Below are 13,795 nucleotides of genomic sequence, written 5' to 3'. Positions count from 1 at the left end.
CTATGGGGGACCGACAGGCCCTCCCCGCACGGCGGCGGAGACAAGCCGGCAAGGCTTCGCCCACCCGTGTAGACAAGGGTGCCGCCGCCCGCGACCTGAGCGTGTGAGCGCCGATCGCTTGCACGCGTCGATGAGGGGCGAAACGACATGACCATACAACCCACGTCGACCGGGGCGGCCGCGCGTCCGTCGTCGAGCAGCCTGGCCGATGTGATCGACTCGATTCTCGACAAGGGCCTCGTGATCGACGCCTTCGTGCGCGTCTCGCTCGTCGGCATCGAGATCCTGACCATCGACGCGCGGATCGTCGTAGCCAGTGTGGACACCTACCTCCGCTTCGCCGAGGCGGTGAACCGCCTGGACCTGACACAGACGGGCAAGCAGCAAGGGCTCCCCGAGCTCATGCAGAACATGACCAAGGACACGGCCTCCGGCAAGGCCAAGGGGGTCGTGCAGGGCGTGCTGGAGGCCGCCGGGGACAAACTGCGCGACGTCGGGTCCGGCTACTCGGAGCGTTCCGAGGAACCCGCACGGCGGCGCAGGGAGAGGGAGTGAGATGGCGAGATCCGCCTCGGGCACCTCAGGCAAGGAGAAGGCCGACACGACCGCGGTTCCACAGCAGCGCGGCCGGGGCACCTATATATACGGCCTCGTTCAGGAGGACGTTGAAGTGTCCCCGGACGCACGTGGCGTCGGCGACCCACCCGCGCGGGTGAACCTCATCAGCCACGGTGAGATCGCGGCGCTGGTGAGCGACGTCAGGCTCGACCGGCCCCTCGGCACACCCGACAGCCTGCTCGCCCACGAGCAACTCCTGGACGACACCGCCGCCGAGGTGCCGGTGATTCCCGTCAGGTTCGGCGCGGTGATGAGCACACGCGAGCAGGTCGTGGAGGAGCTCCTCAAGCCCCACCACGACGCGTTCCGGGACGCCCTCGCGGCGTTGGAGGGGCGTGCGGAGTTCATCGTCAAGGGCCGCTACATCGAGGAGGCAGTTCTCCAGGAGATCTTGGAGGAGAATCCGGACGCGGCGCGCCTGCAAGACGAGATCAGGGACCGGCCGGAGGAGCTCACCCGTGACGTGCGCATCCAGCTCGGGGAACTGGTGGGCCGGGAGGTCGAGGAGAGGCGGGAGGAGGACACCGCCGATCTGAGCGATGAGCTGGAGCCGATATGCGCAGACATGGCCGTCCGTGAGCCGACTCACGAGTGGGACGCCGTCTACCTCGCGTTGCTGGTGGACAACGACCGCGAGGACGAAGTGGCCCGCGTGGTCGACGATTTCGCCAGGCGAAGCGAGGGGCGAATCAGGATGCGCCTGCGCGGACCGCTGGCACCGTACGACTTCGTCGTCGCCCCGCGTCCGGGCGAACAGAGCGACCAGTATGAGCAGGGCGAAGGGGAATGGGACTGATCAGCCTTATCTTCAGCTGGCCCGTCGCCCCGGTGAAGGGCGTGATCAAGCTGGGCGAGCTCATTCAGGAGCAGATCGAGCGTGAGACCGCCGATCCGGCGGCGATCCGGCGCCGCCTGGAGGAGATCGAACGAGACGCGGAGGCCGGCCGGATCTCCGAGGAGGAGGCCCGGGAGGCCACCGAGCGGCTGCTTCAGCGGTTGATCCCGCAGCCGGAACCCACCGATACGCCGATGGAAGAGTAGGGGCCGGGGGGTGACGACACCGTGTCCGACAGACGCGACACTCATGAGGAGGCCGTCGAAAGGCGCAGAGCGAGGGAGGGCCGGGAAGCCGTCCGCGACGAGCGGGAGGCACGTCCGCGGCGGCCCACGCACTCCCTGACGGCAGCAGCGGCGGGCGGAGCCGGGCTCCGCCACATCATCGAACTGACCAACCGGGAGGCCGAAGGCGTCACCCTCGTCAAACCGGCGGAGCACGGGTGGGTGGTGGATGTGGAGGTCGTGGAGGACCGCCGTATTCCCTCTTCCGGTGATGTGCTCGCGATATACGAGGCCGAGTTGGACGAGGAAGGCGAACTCGTCTCTTACCGCAGGTTGCGCCGCTATCGGCGCGGCAGCGGCGATAGCGATGGGTATGGACGATGAGCGACCCCACATACTCGGGGGTTCCGGCCCGGAGGGCCTCCTCCAGTTCTCTCTCCCGTCCGCAGTCGGCCAACCTCGGCGACATCCTGGAGCGGGTCCTCGACCGGGGCATCGTCATCGCGGGCGACATCCGGGTGAACCTCCTGGACATCGAGCTGCTGACCATCAAACTGCGGCTCATCATCGCCTCGGTCGACACGGCGCGGGAGATGGGCATCGACTGGTGGGAGCACGACCCGTGGTTGTCCGGGGACAGGCGCCGCCTCGTCGAGGAGAACCGGAGCCTCAAGAGACGTCTCGCCGTACTCGAAGATCGGCACCCCACTCTCGAAGGGCGTGCGGAACCCGGGGAGCGGATCGAAGTCGACAGATGGAGTGAAGAGGACAGGCATACCGGACGACCGCGGCGGGACGCGGACTTCCACGCCCGGGAGGCCGACGAGGACGACTATGACGAATGAGACGGGCACATATCTGTACGCGGTGGCGGCCGATCTCGGTATCCCCGTCCCCACGGGTTTGACCGGTGTGAACGGCGGAGCCGTGCGCGGTATCGCGCAAGGGGGACTGATCGCGTATGTGAGCACGGTCCCCATGGACAAGTTCGGTGAGGGACCGCTGCGGACGTCGCTGGAGAACCTGGACTGGCTCGGCCGGACGGCGCGGGCCCACCACCATGTGGTCGACGCGGTGGCCGAGACCGGCCCCGCGGCCCCGGTGCGGCTCGTCACCGTCTACAGCGGCGACGAGCAGGTCAAAGACCTCCTGGACCGCCGGGGCGAGGAGTTCCTGGACGTCCTGACCCGGGTCGCCGGGCGGCGTGAGTGGGGCGTCAAGGCTTACGCGGAGGCGCGGAAACCGGTGGAGGAACCGGCCGGCGCCCGGCACGGGGGCGAAAGTCCTGGCACCGCCTACCTGAAACGGCGCCAGGCGAGTCTGCAGGGCCAAGAGCAGGACAGGCGCCGGGCGGCAGCCGTCGCCGAGGAGATCCACGACGCTCTGACGGCCTTCGCCGTAGCCGGCCGCAGGCACCGCACGCAGGACCCGCAACTGTCGGGGCGACGGGAGACGATGCTGCTCAACGGGGCCTACCTCGTCGACGAGGAGCGCGGCGAGGAGTTCGCCCGGGTGGTCGACGGGCTGCGCGGGCCCGGCGTGGAGCTGGAGCTGACCGGCCCCTGGGTGCCCTACTCCTTCACGATGCTGGAGGATCCGGCAGGCGGCGAGGGGACCGCCGATGAGCGTCTCTGAGCCGCGCGGCGCCGCGCTCGCCGCTCAAGGGCACCTCCCCTCGGAGCGGATAGCGCTCGTCGACCTCCTCGACCGGCTCCTCGCCGGCGGCGTGGTCCTCAGCGGCGACCTGGTGCTGTCCATCGCCGACATCGACCTCGTGCAGATCTCGGTGCGTGCGTTGATCATGTCCGTGCGGGAGAAGGAGACCGCGGACGACGGCGAGCCTCTCGTCGGGAGCTGAGCTGCCATGAGCGACCCCCAACCGGTACGGAGAAACCAGACGAACCGCCTGCGCTTCGAAGCCGACCGGGAAGCCGTCGAACGCGACCTGTCGCGGTTGGTCCTCACCCTGGTCGAGCTCATCCGCCAGCTCGTCGAGCGGCAGTCGCTGCGGCGTATGGAGCAGGGGGATCTGAGCGACGAGCAGGTGGAGACCCTCGGCCTGACCTTGATGCGGTTGGACGAGGCGATGAAAGAACTCTGCGAGCGATTCGAGCTGTCACCCTCCGACCTGAACATCGACCTCGGCCCTCTTGGACCGCTCCTTCCCCGCGACCAGTGACGTCATGCATGACCTGCGCAGGCGTAGGCCGCACTCTTTCATCCCGCACCGTGATCACTCTTTCATCCCGCACCGTGATCAAAAATGCCCCCATGTCCGCCTTATCCGCATTTACGTTTCCTTGCTCATCTCCCGGGTAGAGGTGGCCGTGTTCATATGTTGGCCGGTTGCCACCTGAGGGCGACGTGAGTGAATGCTCTGCCCGAGCATCAACCTCGGGGCCCCACCCGGCTCGGGCAGAGCGCGCCCTTCAGGGTGACGCGCCTCAGGGAACAACCGGCCTCAGGGAACAACCGAGTGATTATCCGAAGGGAGCGGCACATTTTCATGGGTGCGAAGGAATCAAAGGACAAGTCCAACGCCAAGGAGGGTGGCGGTTCCCGGAAACCCGGCTTGGTGAGGAAGGCGGCCAGAGCCGGCGGCAGAATCCTCCACGTGGGCCGGCGAAGCAAGAAAAGACGCGGCGGCGGGGACAACGAGAAAGTCATGACCGTGGTCGAGTCGCTCGACATCGGGGCGCCGTTGAGCGCCGTGTACAACCAGTGGACGGAGTTCGAGGATTTTCCGGGCTTCACCAAGAAGGTCCAGCGCGTCGATCAGGAGTCGGACGAACGGCTGCGGTGGCGGGTGCGGGTCCTCTGGTCGCACCGCACCTGGGACTCCAAGATCATCGAACAGGTGCCCGATCGGCGGATCGTCTGGCGCTCGCAGGGCGACAAGGGCTATGTGGACGGCGCCGTCGCCTTCCACGAGCTCACCCCTGAGCTCACGCGGATCGTGCTGGTCCTCGAATATCACCCCAAGGGCCTCGTCGAGCATGTGGGGCGTCTCTGGCGGGCGCAGGAGCGGCGGGTGCGCCTGGAACTCAAACAGTTCAGGCGTCACGTCATGACGCGGACCCTGCTCCGCCCCGACGGGTCTCCCGACGGCGGATGGCGCGGCGAGATCCAGGACGGCCACGTGACCAGCCGTCCCGGAGAGGAAGACACCTCGAAAGAGCCCGCCGAGAAGAACGACGAGCGCGAGGAGAGCGGCTCTCGCCGCAGGACCCAAAAGAAGGAACGCGCGAAGGAGCAGGAGGAGGACACGCCTCAGGCCGAAGAGCGGCAAACAGATACGGATAAGAAGAAGAGCGCGCCGGAACGTGCCGCGAAACCGCGCCCTCGTCGCCGGACGACCAAATCGGAATCGGATTCCGGCGAAGAGCGCGCCGCACGACCGGTTCGCCGCAGGACGGCGAGCAAACAGAGCGCGTAAATCTCGCGTCGTTTCATCTCCATCTCGCGCGGAGAAAAGGCCCCCGATCCCGGACTCCGCAGCAGGGACGTAGCACGGCCATACCTGCCGTCCGATCCCGGATACCGAAGTCAAGTCAGCGGGATGAGAGAGGTTTTCCATGCGCGAATACGCGTGCCTAGGAGGGGCGAAAAGACATGACTGTGCAATCCGCGTCGGGCGGAGTGACCCAGCGTTCGTCGTCGAGCAGCCTGGCCGACGTCATCGACTCGATTCTCGACAAGGGCCTCGTCATCGACGCCTACGTGAGGGTGTCGCTCGTCGGCATCGAGATCCTGACCATCGACGTCCGAATCGTCGTGGCCAGTGTGGACACCTATCTGCGCTTCGCGGAGGCGGTGAACCGCCTGGACCTGACGCAGACGGGCAAGCAGCAGGGACTCCCGGAGATCATGCAGAACATGACCAAGGACACGGCCTCCGGCAAGGCCAAGGGAGCGGTCCAAGGCGTGCTCGACGCCGCGGGGGAAAAGCTGCGCGGCATCGGCGGCGACCGGTCGGAGAAAGAGGAACCCGCGCGGCGACGGGGCAAAGAGGAGGAATGAGATGGCGAAGTCCACGGCGAGAAAGGAGAAGGTCGACTCCATGACCTCCGCATCGAAGAAGCAGAACGGCGCGATCTACATCTACGGCATCGTGCCGGCGGACGTCGAGGTCTCGCCGGACGCGCGAGGGGTGGACGGCACCGATGACGGCATCACCCTCGTGGAGCACGGGGAGATCGCGGCGCTGGTCAGCGAGATCGACGCCGACCTGACGCTTGGAACGCCCGACAGCCTGATGGCTCACGAGGAGTTCCTCGACGCCACCGCCGCCGAGGTGCCCGTGCTTCCCCTGCGTTTCGGCGCGGTGATGACGACACGAGAGGCGGTCGTCGACGAACTGCTCACCCCCTATCACGACCAGTTCCACGCCGCGCTGGAGGAACTGGACGGGCACGCGCAGTTCGTCGTGCGGGGACGCTACGCCGAACAGCCGATGCTGTTTGCGATCTTGGAGGAGAACCCCGAGGTCGCACAACTCGCGGACGAGATCAGAGATCTTCCTGAGGAGACGACCAGGAACGAGCGCATACAGCTCGGGGAGCTCATCAACCAGGCTGTCGCCGCACGACGGGAAGCCGACACCGAGAGTTTCGTCGAGACCCTGGAGCCGCTGTCCGTGCACGTTTCCGTGCGAGAGCCGACCCACGAACGCGACGCCGCGTATGTGGCCCTGCTGGTGGACCTCGACCGGCAATCCGAACTGGAAAAGGCGGTCAAGGACCTCGCCGAACAGAACGCGGATCTGATGGAGGTAACCCTCCGCGGCCCCATGGCCTCCTACGACTTCGTCATGACGGCACGACAGGACACCGAGAGATGGGATTGATCACCTTCATCGCCGGCCTGCCCTTCGCGCCGATCAAAGGCGTCGTCAAGCTGGGAGAGCTGATACAGGAGCAGGTCGAACGCGAGACCAAGGACCCGGCGAGCATCCGGCGCCGCCTGGAGGAGATCGAGGAGGCCAGAGCCGCCGGTCTCATCTCCGAGGAAGAGGAGAAGGAGGCCACCGAACTGGTCCTCCGGGGGATGATCGGCGGCCCCGGATCCGCGCGCGCACCCGATCAGGAACCAGACGATTGGAGGAGGTGACACCGTGCCGGTGAGGCGCACCGCCAAGAGCGAGGAGACCTCGAGGACCCGCCGATCAGGGCGGACTCGTGCGAACTCCGCCGACCCCGTAGAGGAAGACCGTGAACCCGCGGAGGAGGAACAACCGAAAAGGCGTGCGCGGAGCCTGTCGGCCTCCGCGGCCGGAGCCGTGGGGCTCCGGCACATCGCCGACTTGACAGGGCGGGAGACCGAGGGAGTCACTCTCGTCCGGCCGGCGGAGGACGGCTGGGTGGTGAACATCGAGGTCGTCGAGGACCGCCGCATCCCCTCCTCAGGAGACATCCTCGCGGTTTACGAGGCCGAACTCGACGATGAGGGCGACCTGCTCTCCTACCGCCGCCTCCGGCGTTATCGGCGCGGCAGCGGTGACACGAACGGGATGTCACGATGATCGAATCCAAGCGGTCCACCCCGGGCACCGGCAGAGGCGGCTCCGCCTCGTTGTCCGGGGGCGGAGCCAGCAACCTCGGCGACATCCTGGAGCGTGTCCTCGATCGAGGCGTCGTCATCGCGGGCGACATCCGGGTGAACCTGCTGGACATCGAACTCCTCACGATCAAGCTGCGGCTGGTCATCGCCTCGGTCGACACGGCGAAGGAGATGGGCATCGACTGGTGGGAGCACGACCCGTGGCTGAACGGCGGAGGCCGCCATCTCGCCGAGGAGAACAAGCGGCTACGCGAGCGCCTCGCCGTACTCGAGGAGGACCGTCCGACGCTTGAGGCGCGGGACGCGGAATCCGGACGGGAGTCCCAGGCGGAGGTGACGGAACATGGCGAGTGAGGCGGGCACCTATCTCTACGCAGTCGCGACGGACCTGGACAAGCCCGCTCCCACCGATTTGACGGGAGTGAGCGGGGGGGCCGTGCGGGTGATCTCGCATTCCGGCCTCGTGGCCTACGTGAGCACCGTTTCCCTCGACGAGTTCGGCGAGGAGCCGCTGCGCACCTCGATGGAGGACCTCGACTGGCTCAGCCGGACCGCGCGGACACACCATCAGGTTGTCGAGACGGTCGCCGTGTCCGCCCCCACCGCCCCTGTGCGACTGATAACGGTCTATTCCGGTGACGAGCAGGTCGAGGATCTGCTGCGCCGGCGGCGTGAGGACTTCTCCGAAGTCCTGGCGCGGATCGCGGGGCGGTGGGAGTGGGGGGTGAAGGTCTACGCGGAGGCCGTGGGCCCGCCCTCGTCCCCGGAGACGGCGCCAGGCGGGGGTGAGGAGACCAACCCCGGCACCGCCTACCTCAAACGGCGCCAGGCGAGCCTGCGCGACCGTGAGAAGGACCGGCGCCACGCCGTCGCCGCGGCCGACGAGATCCACGAGACGCTCAGCGCCTATGCGGTGGCCGCCAGGCGCCACCGCACCCAGGATCCGCAACTCTCAGGACGCCAAGAGTGGATGGTCCTCAACGGGGCCTATTTGATCGACGGCGACAACGGAGAAGAGTTCACCCGGATCCTCGACGGTCTACGCAAACCGGGGATCCAGGCGGAACTCACCGGCCCCTGGGTGCCGTACTCCTTCACCGTGACCGCCGACGCCGCGGGAGGGCCGGATGGCAGCGGGTGAGCGGGGCGTCGCCGTACGCGAAGATCTGGCGGCGGAGCAGATAGCGCTGGTGGACCTCCTCGACCGGCTCCTCGCGGGAGGCGTCGTCATCAGCGGAGACCTGGTGCTCTCCGTCGCGGACATCGACCTCGTCCGCATCTCGCTGCACGCGCTGATCACCTCCGTACGCGAGGGAACAGCTCTCGAAACCCTTCCGACCGGAGGTGAACAGACGTGGAAAGCACCCTGAAAACCCAACCGAACCGGCTACGACTGGACGCAAACAAGTCCGCGGTCGAACGCGACCTGTCACGCCTCGTCCTCACCCTGGTCGAACTCCTCCGCCAGCTCGTCGAACGACAGTCCCTGCGGCGCATGGAGCAGGGGGAGCTGAGCGACGAACAGATCGAGACCCTGGGCCTGACCTTGATGCGGCTGGACGAGGCGATGAAAGACCTGTGCGAACGCTTCGAGCTGTCACCCTCCGACCTGAACATCGACCTCGGCCCCCTCGGCCCCCTCCTCCCCCGCGACCGCTAACCCCGCTCCTCGGAGTTCGATGAGCCAGACCTCGCCAACCACGTGTTCGGCCGGCCCCTCTGCATCTTGTCCACCCCCGCTCCTCTCCCCGGCGAGCGAACCCGACATCGGCTGACCGCAGAACAGACGCACCGCCGGTCCGCTTCACGCGGGAATGCCTGCCCCCGGCCCCGGCCCCGGGGAGCGTACGGCTCGCGCCTGCGAGGCGGCGCCGTGTTTGATGGCCTGGGCCTCGTTCACACTCTCGCCCCAGGCGACCCCAGACGACGACATGCCCGGTCCGATCGCGCAACAGACGCGCCGCAAGTCCACTTCACACGGGCGGGCCGATGCCGCAGCCCCCGGCGCCGGCGCCGGCCCGGAGGAGCGTACGGCTCGTGCCAGCCAGGTGACGCCGTGTTTGATGGCCTGGGCCTCGTACACACTCTCGCCCCAGGTGACCCCCAGACGACGGTCGCGAGAGACACTTCGGTCGCCCATGGCTGTGCCGTACGCCGTGATGACAAGATCCGCGGCGGCAGACATACGCGGTCTGATCTCGCAACAGACGCGCCGCAGGTCCGCATTGCGTGGGTCGCCCCTTGCCCTCTGGCCTCTGGCCTCTGGCCTCTGGCCTCTGGCCTCTGGCCCCGAAGTAGCGTACTGCTCGCGCTCGTGAGTCGGCGCCTTGCTCGATGTCCGGACCTCGTCGCGCGTGTCCCTGCTCCAGGCGATGGCCGCGAGGGACTCCTGGTCGTGCATGGCTGTGCCGTACACCCGGGTGGTCTGACCGTCGTTGCGCCCGCCCAGACGTGGGGCCGGTGGGTGTCTGGCGCCGCCGGCGGACGGGTTCGCGCCGCCTGGACGCAGGGCGGCGTAGCCGCAGTTCCCGTCGGGAAGCGGGTAGGCATATGAGCGAGTGCGTTTTTACCCACCGAACGCCGCACACACGAACACACGCCCCGGCTCGGAGCAAACGAACCGGGGCGTGTGCCGTACGGAAAATCCGTTTGGCTAGCGGCCTCGGCGGTTCTGGCGGTTTTGGGGCTGGCTGTCCTGGCCGAGGCCGGCGCGGCGGAGGGCGTCGGCCATGGCGCCGCTGGGTGGGGGCGGGGTGGAACCGCCGCGGTTGCCCTGGCCTCCGCCGGGGCGGCCGCCGCGGCGGTTGCCCTGGGCGGAGCGGCGGTCCTCGCGCTCGGGGCGGCCGCCGCCCTGCGGGGCCTCGTCTTCGAGGCGCAGGGTCAGCGAGATGCGCTTGCGCGGGATGTCGACGTCGAGGACCTTGACGCGGACGATGTCGCCGGGCTTGACGACGTCGCGCGGGTCTTTGACGAACGACTTGGACATCGCCGACACGTGCACCAGACCATCCTGGTGCACACCGATATCGACGAAAGCCCCGAAGGCGGCGACATTGGTGACCACGCCCTCAAGCAGCATGCCCTTGTTGAGATCGGACAGCTTGTCGACACCCTCTTTGAAGGTGGCGGTCTTGAACGCGGGCCGGGGGTCGCGGCCGGGCTTGTCGAGCTCCTTCAGGATGTCGGTGACGGTCGGCAGGCCGAAAGTGTCGTCGACGAAGTCGACCGGCTTCAGCTTCCTCAGCACCGCGCCGTTGCCGATGAGCGCGCGCAGGTCGCCGCCGGTGGCGCCGAGGATGCGGCGGACCACGGGATATGCCTCGGGGTGCACGCTGGAGGCGTCGAGCGGGTCGTCGCCGCCCGGGATGCGCAGGAAGCCCGCGCACTGCTCGAACGCCTTCGGCCCGAGGCGCGGGACCTCCTTGAGCGCCTGGCGCGAGCGGAAGGGGCCGTTGGCGTCGCGGTGTTGCACGATGTTCTCGGCGAGACCGGCGCCGATGCCCGACACCCTGGTCAGCAGCGGCGCGGAGGCGGTGTTGACGTCGACGCCGACGCCGTTGACGCAGTCTTCGACCACGGCGTCGAGCGAGCGGGACAACTTGGTCTCCGCCAGGTCGTGCTGATATTGCCCGACGCCGATGGACTTGGGATCGATCTTCACGAGCTCGGCGAGCGGGTCCTGCAGCCTGCGGGCGATGGAGACCGCGCCGCGCAGCGACACGTCGAGGCCGGGCAGCTCCTGGGAGGCGTAGGCCGACGCGGAGTAGACCGACGCGCCCGCCTCCGAGACCACGATCTTGGTGAGCCCGAGCTGCGGATAGAGCTTGATCAGCTCGGCGGCGAGTTTGTCGGTCTCGCGCGAGGCGGTGCCGTTGCCGATCGCGATCAGCTCGACGCCGTGTTTGCCGGCCAGCGCGGCCAGGGTGGCGATCGACTCCTCCCAGCGGCGGCGCGGCTCGTGCGGATAGATCGTCTCGGTGTCGACGACCTTGCCGGTCGCGTCGACGATCGCGACCTTCACCCCCGTGCGGAGCCCCGGGTCCAGCCCCATCGTGGGGCGGCTGCCGGCGGGGGCGGCGAGCAGCAGGTCGCGGAGGTTGGCGGCGAACACCGCCACCGCCTCCTCCTCGGCCGCCTGCCACAGGCGGGAGCGCAGGTCGATGCCGAGATGCACGAGGACACGGGTGCGCCAGGCCCACCGCACGGTGTCGAGCAGCCACTTGTCGGCGGGGCGGCCGCGGTCGCCGATGTCGAACCTCGCGGCGATGCGCCGCTCATAGCCGCTCGGCCCGGCGGGGGCGGCCTCGCCGTTCTCCTCCGGGTCGAGCGTGAGGGTGAGCACGTCCTCCTTCTCACCGCGGAACATCGCGAGGATGCGGTGCGAGGGCAGCTTGGTGAAGGGCTCGTGGAACTCGAAGTAGTCGGAGAACTTCGCCCCCGCCTCCTCCTTGCCCTCCTTCACGGCCGCGACGAGGCGGCCCTTGGTCCACATCTCCTCGCGCAGCCCGCCGATGAGGTCGGCGTCCTCGGCGAAACGCTCGACCAGGATGGCCCGCGCGCCCTCAAGCGCCGCGGCGGCGTCCGCCACACCCTTGTCGCCGTCCACGAACGTGGCCGCCGCCGTCTGCGGGTCGTGGGAGGGATCGCCGAGGAGCAGATCGGCCAGAGGCTCAAGCCCGGCCTCCCTGGCGATCTGGGCTTTGGTGCGGCGCTTCGGCTTGTAGGGGAGGTAGATGTCCTCCAGCCGGGCCTTGGAGTCGGCCGCCATGATCTGCGCCTCAAGCGCGTCGTCCAGCTTGCCCTGGGATCGGATCGACTCGAGCACCGCCGCGCGCCGCTCCTCAAGCTCGCGCAGATAGCGCAGCCGCTCTTCGAGCGTGCGCAGTTGAGCGTCGTCGAGCGTGCCGGTCACCTCCTTGCGGTAACGCGCGATGAACGGCACGGTGGCCCCGCCGTCGAGCAGCTCGACCGCCGCCGCCACCTGCTGCTCCCGCACGCCGAGCTCGCCGGCGATGCGCTCATGAATCGAGGTCGTCACGATGAAAGATCCGCCTTCTCACCAATGGTCCAGGGGGAGCGCCCTGCCGGCTCCCGGGTTCCCCCGCGCCGCTCGGATGGCGCCCCTGGGTCACCGTACCGGCGCCGACGCTTACGTGCGGCACGCTCACGAGGTCGGGGCCCGCCCGCCGGGCGGCGGTGTCGGCAGAGTTCGCCTCCCAGCGTCGCATATCGCTGCATGTACGGCACAGCACGAAAAGGTGGCCGGGCGGAAACTGTCGGTGAGGGTCGGTACGCTGTGCGCCCGATGACGTCTCCTGCGGGGGGAGAAGGCGTGATGATCAAGCTGACCTGGGACAACGTGCTCGCCTGGCGTGCCGGGCGCCAACTGCTCGGCGCCGGGGGCGGCGTCGAGGAGATCGTCCACCGCTTGTGCGGTGTCCAGGCCCAGGTGGCGTCCTCGGCCGCGACCGCGGTGGCGGTCCGGCGAGCCGCCCCCGAGCCCGGCGAGGTCGAGCGGGCGCTCGCCGAGCGCAGGCTGGTCAAGACCTGGGCCATGCGCGGCACACTGCACCTCCTCACGGTCGAGGACGCCGGGGCGTTCCTGTCACTGCTCGCCTCGGGGCGCACGTGGGAGAAGGGGTCCTGGCAGCGCACGTTCGTGACGCTCACGCAGCTTGAGGCGATCGCCGAGGCCGTCGCCCACGCCCTCGACTCCCGCGTCCTCACCCGCGAGGAGCTGGTCGCCGAGGTGCTCGACCGGACCGGCGACCCCGGTCTGGCCGAGCACCTGCGCTCCGGCTGGGGCTCGGTCCTCAAGCCCCTCGCCTTCCAGGGCCTGCTCTGCCACGGCCCGAGCCGCGCCAACGGCGACAGCACCGGCGGGAGGGTCACCTTCACCCGCCCCGACACCTTCCTCCCGGGGTGGAAGGGACTGCCCGCCCCGGAGGAGGCCGCCGCCGTGGCCGTGCCCGCCTACCTCGGGGCTTACGGACCCGCCCCGATCGAAGCGTTCGACCAGTGGCTGCTGCGCGGCACCCTCCGCAAGCCCGCCCTTCGGTCATGGGTGGCCGCCCTGGGCGACACCTTGACGCCGGTCGAGATCGAGGGCCGCCCCGCCCTAGCCCGCACCCAAGACCTCGACGACCTCGCGACCGCCACCCCCTCGGGCTCACTCCGCCTGCTCCCCGCCTTCGACCAGTCCGTCCTCGGCCCCGGCACCGGCGACACCGAACTCATCCCAGCCGACCGCCGATCCGAGATCAGCCGGGCCGCCGGGTGGATCTCCCCTGTGGTCCTAGTCGACGGCCGCGTCTGCGGCACGTGGGAGGCGAAGGACGACACCTTAACCGTCACCTGGTGGCAGGAGCGCGGCCCCCTCCCCCGCGAGTCCCTCGCCCACGAGGCCGACCGCCTCGGCACCATCTTGGGCCGGAGCTTCCAGGTGTCGACCGTGACCACGTGAGCGGCTTCTCGGTGCCGGCTGCGACCCTCAGAGCGGCTTACAGGGTCGGCCACGACAACCTGAGCGCCTTCCCCGTGCCGGCTGTGACCATCTGTA

The 13,795-nt window shown here is 68.7% G+C and carries 20 protein-coding genes; 18 read left to right on the top strand and 2 right to left on the bottom strand.

Annotation, left to right across the window (positions count from 1 at the left end):
• The first annotated feature begins 147 nt into the window (after positions 1-147).
• The 17 genes from gvpJ (Ssi02_RS15195) (at position 148) to Ssi02_RS15115 (ending at position 8,896) form a co-directional block, all read left to right on the top strand.
• On the top strand, positions 148-555 hold the full coding sequence (gene gvpJ, locus Ssi02_RS15195; RefSeq protein ID WP_204026011.1) for a gas vesicle protein GvpJ: 408 nt from the start codon (positions 148-150) through the stop codon (positions 553-555).
• Between the two features lies 1 nt (position 556).
• A complete protein-coding gene (locus Ssi02_RS15190; protein WP_204026009.1) occupies positions 557-1,414 on the top strand; it encodes a GvpL/GvpF family gas vesicle protein in 858 nt (285 codons plus the stop codon).
• Positions 1,405-1,659 (top strand): gas vesicle protein GvpG, encoded by a 255-nt coding sequence (locus Ssi02_RS15185; RefSeq protein WP_204026007.1) that lies wholly within the window; start codon positions 1,405-1,407, stop codon positions 1,657-1,659. The genes Ssi02_RS15190 and Ssi02_RS15185 overlap by 10 nt, the downstream gene beginning before the upstream one ends.
• A gap of 21 nt (positions 1,660-1,680) precedes the next feature.
• On the top strand, positions 1,681-2,061 hold the full coding sequence (gene gvpO, locus Ssi02_RS15180) for a gas vesicle protein GvpO (RefSeq protein ID WP_204026005.1): 381 nt from the start codon (positions 1,681-1,683) through the stop codon (positions 2,059-2,061).
• Positions 2,058-2,522 carry a gas vesicle protein gene (locus Ssi02_RS15175; protein ID WP_204026004.1) on the top strand — a complete coding sequence of 155 codons (465 nt, stop codon included), beginning with the start codon at positions 2,058-2,060 and terminating at the stop codon, positions 2,520-2,522. Before gvpO (Ssi02_RS15180) ends, Ssi02_RS15175 begins: the two co-directional genes overlap by 4 nt.
• A complete protein-coding gene (locus tag Ssi02_RS15170; protein WP_204026003.1) occupies positions 2,512-3,312 on the top strand; it encodes a GvpL/GvpF family gas vesicle protein in 801 nt (266 codons plus the stop codon). The genes Ssi02_RS15175 and Ssi02_RS15170 overlap by 11 nt, the downstream gene beginning before the upstream one ends.
• Positions 3,299-3,535 (top strand): gas vesicle protein, encoded by a 237-nt coding sequence (locus tag Ssi02_RS15165; protein ID WP_204026002.1) that lies wholly within the window; start codon positions 3,299-3,301, stop codon positions 3,533-3,535. The genes Ssi02_RS15170 and Ssi02_RS15165 overlap by 14 nt, the downstream gene beginning before the upstream one ends.
• A 6-nt stretch (positions 3,536-3,541) precedes the next feature.
• Positions 3,542-3,856, top strand: coding sequence for a gas vesicle protein K (locus Ssi02_RS15160; protein ID WP_204026001.1), 315 nt, complete (start codon positions 3,542-3,544; stop codon positions 3,854-3,856).
• 486 nt (positions 3,857-4,342) lie between these two features.
• Positions 4,343-5,113, top strand: a complete 771-nt coding sequence (locus Ssi02_RS15155; protein WP_204026000.1) for an SRPBCC family protein — start codon at positions 4,343-4,345, stop codon at positions 5,111-5,113.
• A gap of 176 nt (positions 5,114-5,289) precedes the next feature.
• On the top strand, positions 5,290-5,697 hold the full coding sequence (gene gvpJ / locus Ssi02_RS15150) for a gas vesicle protein GvpJ (protein WP_204025999.1): 408 nt from the start codon (positions 5,290-5,292) through the stop codon (positions 5,695-5,697).
• 1 nt (position 5,698) lies between these two features.
• Positions 5,699-6,523 carry a GvpL/GvpF family gas vesicle protein gene (locus Ssi02_RS15145; protein WP_204025997.1) on the top strand — a complete coding sequence of 275 codons (825 nt, stop codon included), beginning with the start codon at positions 5,699-5,701 and terminating at the stop codon, positions 6,521-6,523.
• Positions 6,514-6,786, top strand: coding sequence for a gas vesicle protein GvpG (locus Ssi02_RS15140; protein ID WP_204025995.1), 273 nt, complete (start codon positions 6,514-6,516; stop codon positions 6,784-6,786). Before Ssi02_RS15145 ends, Ssi02_RS15140 begins: the two co-directional genes overlap by 10 nt.
• A gap of 4 nt (positions 6,787-6,790) precedes the next feature.
• Positions 6,791-7,198 (top strand): gas vesicle protein GvpO, encoded by a 408-nt coding sequence (gene gvpO, locus Ssi02_RS15135; RefSeq protein ID WP_239128927.1) that lies wholly within the window; start codon positions 6,791-6,793, stop codon positions 7,196-7,198.
• Positions 7,195-7,590: a gas vesicle protein gene (locus Ssi02_RS15130; protein WP_204025993.1), complete on the top strand. Its 396-nt coding sequence runs from the start codon at positions 7,195-7,197 to the stop codon at positions 7,588-7,590. The genes gvpO (Ssi02_RS15135) and Ssi02_RS15130 overlap by 4 nt, the downstream gene beginning before the upstream one ends.
• A complete protein-coding gene (locus Ssi02_RS15125) occupies positions 7,580-8,377 on the top strand; it encodes a GvpL/GvpF family gas vesicle protein (RefSeq protein ID WP_204025991.1) in 798 nt (265 codons plus the stop codon). The genes Ssi02_RS15130 and Ssi02_RS15125 overlap by 11 nt, the downstream gene beginning before the upstream one ends.
• A complete protein-coding gene (locus Ssi02_RS15120) occupies positions 8,364-8,606 on the top strand; it encodes a gas vesicle protein (protein WP_204025990.1) in 243 nt (80 codons plus the stop codon). The genes Ssi02_RS15125 and Ssi02_RS15120 overlap by 14 nt, the downstream gene beginning before the upstream one ends.
• The gene (locus Ssi02_RS15115) at positions 8,591-8,896 is read left to right on the top strand and encodes a gas vesicle protein K (RefSeq protein ID WP_239128926.1); all 306 of its coding nucleotides are present in this window, start codon (positions 8,591-8,593) and stop codon (positions 8,894-8,896) included. The genes Ssi02_RS15120 and Ssi02_RS15115 overlap by 16 nt, the downstream gene beginning before the upstream one ends.
• Before the next feature lie 144 nt (positions 8,897-9,040).
• Here the strand turns inward: Ssi02_RS15115 and Ssi02_RS15110 are convergent, their stop codons facing one another.
• Entirely contained in the window at positions 9,041-9,421 is a 381-nt protein-coding gene (locus Ssi02_RS15110; protein ID WP_204025988.1) for a hypothetical protein, read from the bottom strand.
• A 468-nt stretch (positions 9,422-9,889) separates the two neighbouring features.
• Complete coding sequence (locus Ssi02_RS15105) at positions 9,890-12,274, bottom strand: Tex family protein (protein ID WP_204025985.1); 2,385 nt, start codon at positions 12,272-12,274, stop codon at positions 9,890-9,892.
• Positions 12,275-12,571: 297 nt separating this feature from the next.
• On the opposite strand from Ssi02_RS15105, the gene Ssi02_RS15100 reads away from it, so the two are divergent.
• The gene (locus Ssi02_RS15100) at positions 12,572-13,699 is read left to right on the top strand and encodes a winged helix DNA-binding domain-containing protein (RefSeq protein WP_204025983.1); all 1,128 of its coding nucleotides are present in this window, start codon (positions 12,572-12,574) and stop codon (positions 13,697-13,699) included.
• The last annotated feature ends 96 nt before the right edge of the window (positions 13,700-13,795 follow it).

Origin of the sequence: Sinosporangium siamense, assembly GCF_016863435.1 — a bacterium.
GTDB classification, from domain to species: Bacteria; Actinomycetota; Actinomycetes; order Streptosporangiales; family Streptosporangiaceae; genus Sinosporangium; species Sinosporangium siamense.
The sequence above is the reverse complement of the archived record's forward strand: the minus strand, read 5'-3'. Positions and strand labels throughout refer to the sequence as shown.

Excerpts from the sequence above, each read along its gene's own strand:
- gvpJ (WP_204026011.1), top strand. The coding sequence starts at position 148 with ATGACCATACAACCCACGTCGACCGGGGCGGCCGCGCGTCCGTCGTCG.
- Ssi02_RS15190 (WP_204026009.1), top strand. The coding sequence starts at position 557 with ATGGCGAGATCCGCCTCGGGCACCTCAGGCAAGGAGAAGGCCGACACG.
- Ssi02_RS15185 (WP_204026007.1), top strand. The coding sequence starts at position 1,405 with ATGGGACTGATCAGCCTTATCTTCAGCTGGCCCGTCGCCCCGGTGAAG.
- Ssi02_RS15175 (WP_204026004.1), top strand. The coding sequence starts at position 2,058 with ATGAGCGACCCCACATACTCGGGGGTTCCGGCCCGGAGGGCCTCCTCC.
- Ssi02_RS15170 (WP_204026003.1), top strand. The coding sequence starts at position 2,512 with ATGACGAATGAGACGGGCACATATCTGTACGCGGTGGCGGCCGATCTC.
- Ssi02_RS15165 (WP_204026002.1), top strand. The coding sequence starts at position 3,299 with ATGAGCGTCTCTGAGCCGCGCGGCGCCGCGCTCGCCGCTCAAGGGCAC.
- Ssi02_RS15160 (WP_204026001.1), top strand. The coding sequence starts at position 3,542 with ATGAGCGACCCCCAACCGGTACGGAGAAACCAGACGAACCGCCTGCGC.
- Ssi02_RS15155 (WP_204026000.1), top strand. The coding sequence starts at position 4,343 with ATGACCGTGGTCGAGTCGCTCGACATCGGGGCGCCGTTGAGCGCCGTG.
- gvpJ (WP_204025999.1), top strand. The coding sequence starts at position 5,290 with ATGACTGTGCAATCCGCGTCGGGCGGAGTGACCCAGCGTTCGTCGTCG.
- Ssi02_RS15145 (WP_204025997.1), top strand. The coding sequence starts at position 5,699 with ATGGCGAAGTCCACGGCGAGAAAGGAGAAGGTCGACTCCATGACCTCC.
- Ssi02_RS15140 (WP_204025995.1), top strand. The coding sequence starts at position 6,514 with ATGGGATTGATCACCTTCATCGCCGGCCTGCCCTTCGCGCCGATCAAA.
- Ssi02_RS15130 (WP_204025993.1), top strand. The coding sequence starts at position 7,195 with ATGATCGAATCCAAGCGGTCCACCCCGGGCACCGGCAGAGGCGGCTCC.
- Ssi02_RS15125 (WP_204025991.1), top strand. The coding sequence starts at position 7,580 with ATGGCGAGTGAGGCGGGCACCTATCTCTACGCAGTCGCGACGGACCTG.
- Ssi02_RS15120 (WP_204025990.1), top strand. The coding sequence starts at position 8,364 with ATGGCAGCGGGTGAGCGGGGCGTCGCCGTACGCGAAGATCTGGCGGCG.
- Ssi02_RS15110 (WP_204025988.1), bottom strand. The coding sequence starts at position 9,421 with ATGTCTGCCGCCGCGGATCTTGTCATCACGGCGTACGGCACAGCCATG.
- Ssi02_RS15100 (WP_204025983.1), top strand. The coding sequence starts at position 12,572 with ATGATCAAGCTGACCTGGGACAACGTGCTCGCCTGGCGTGCCGGGCGC.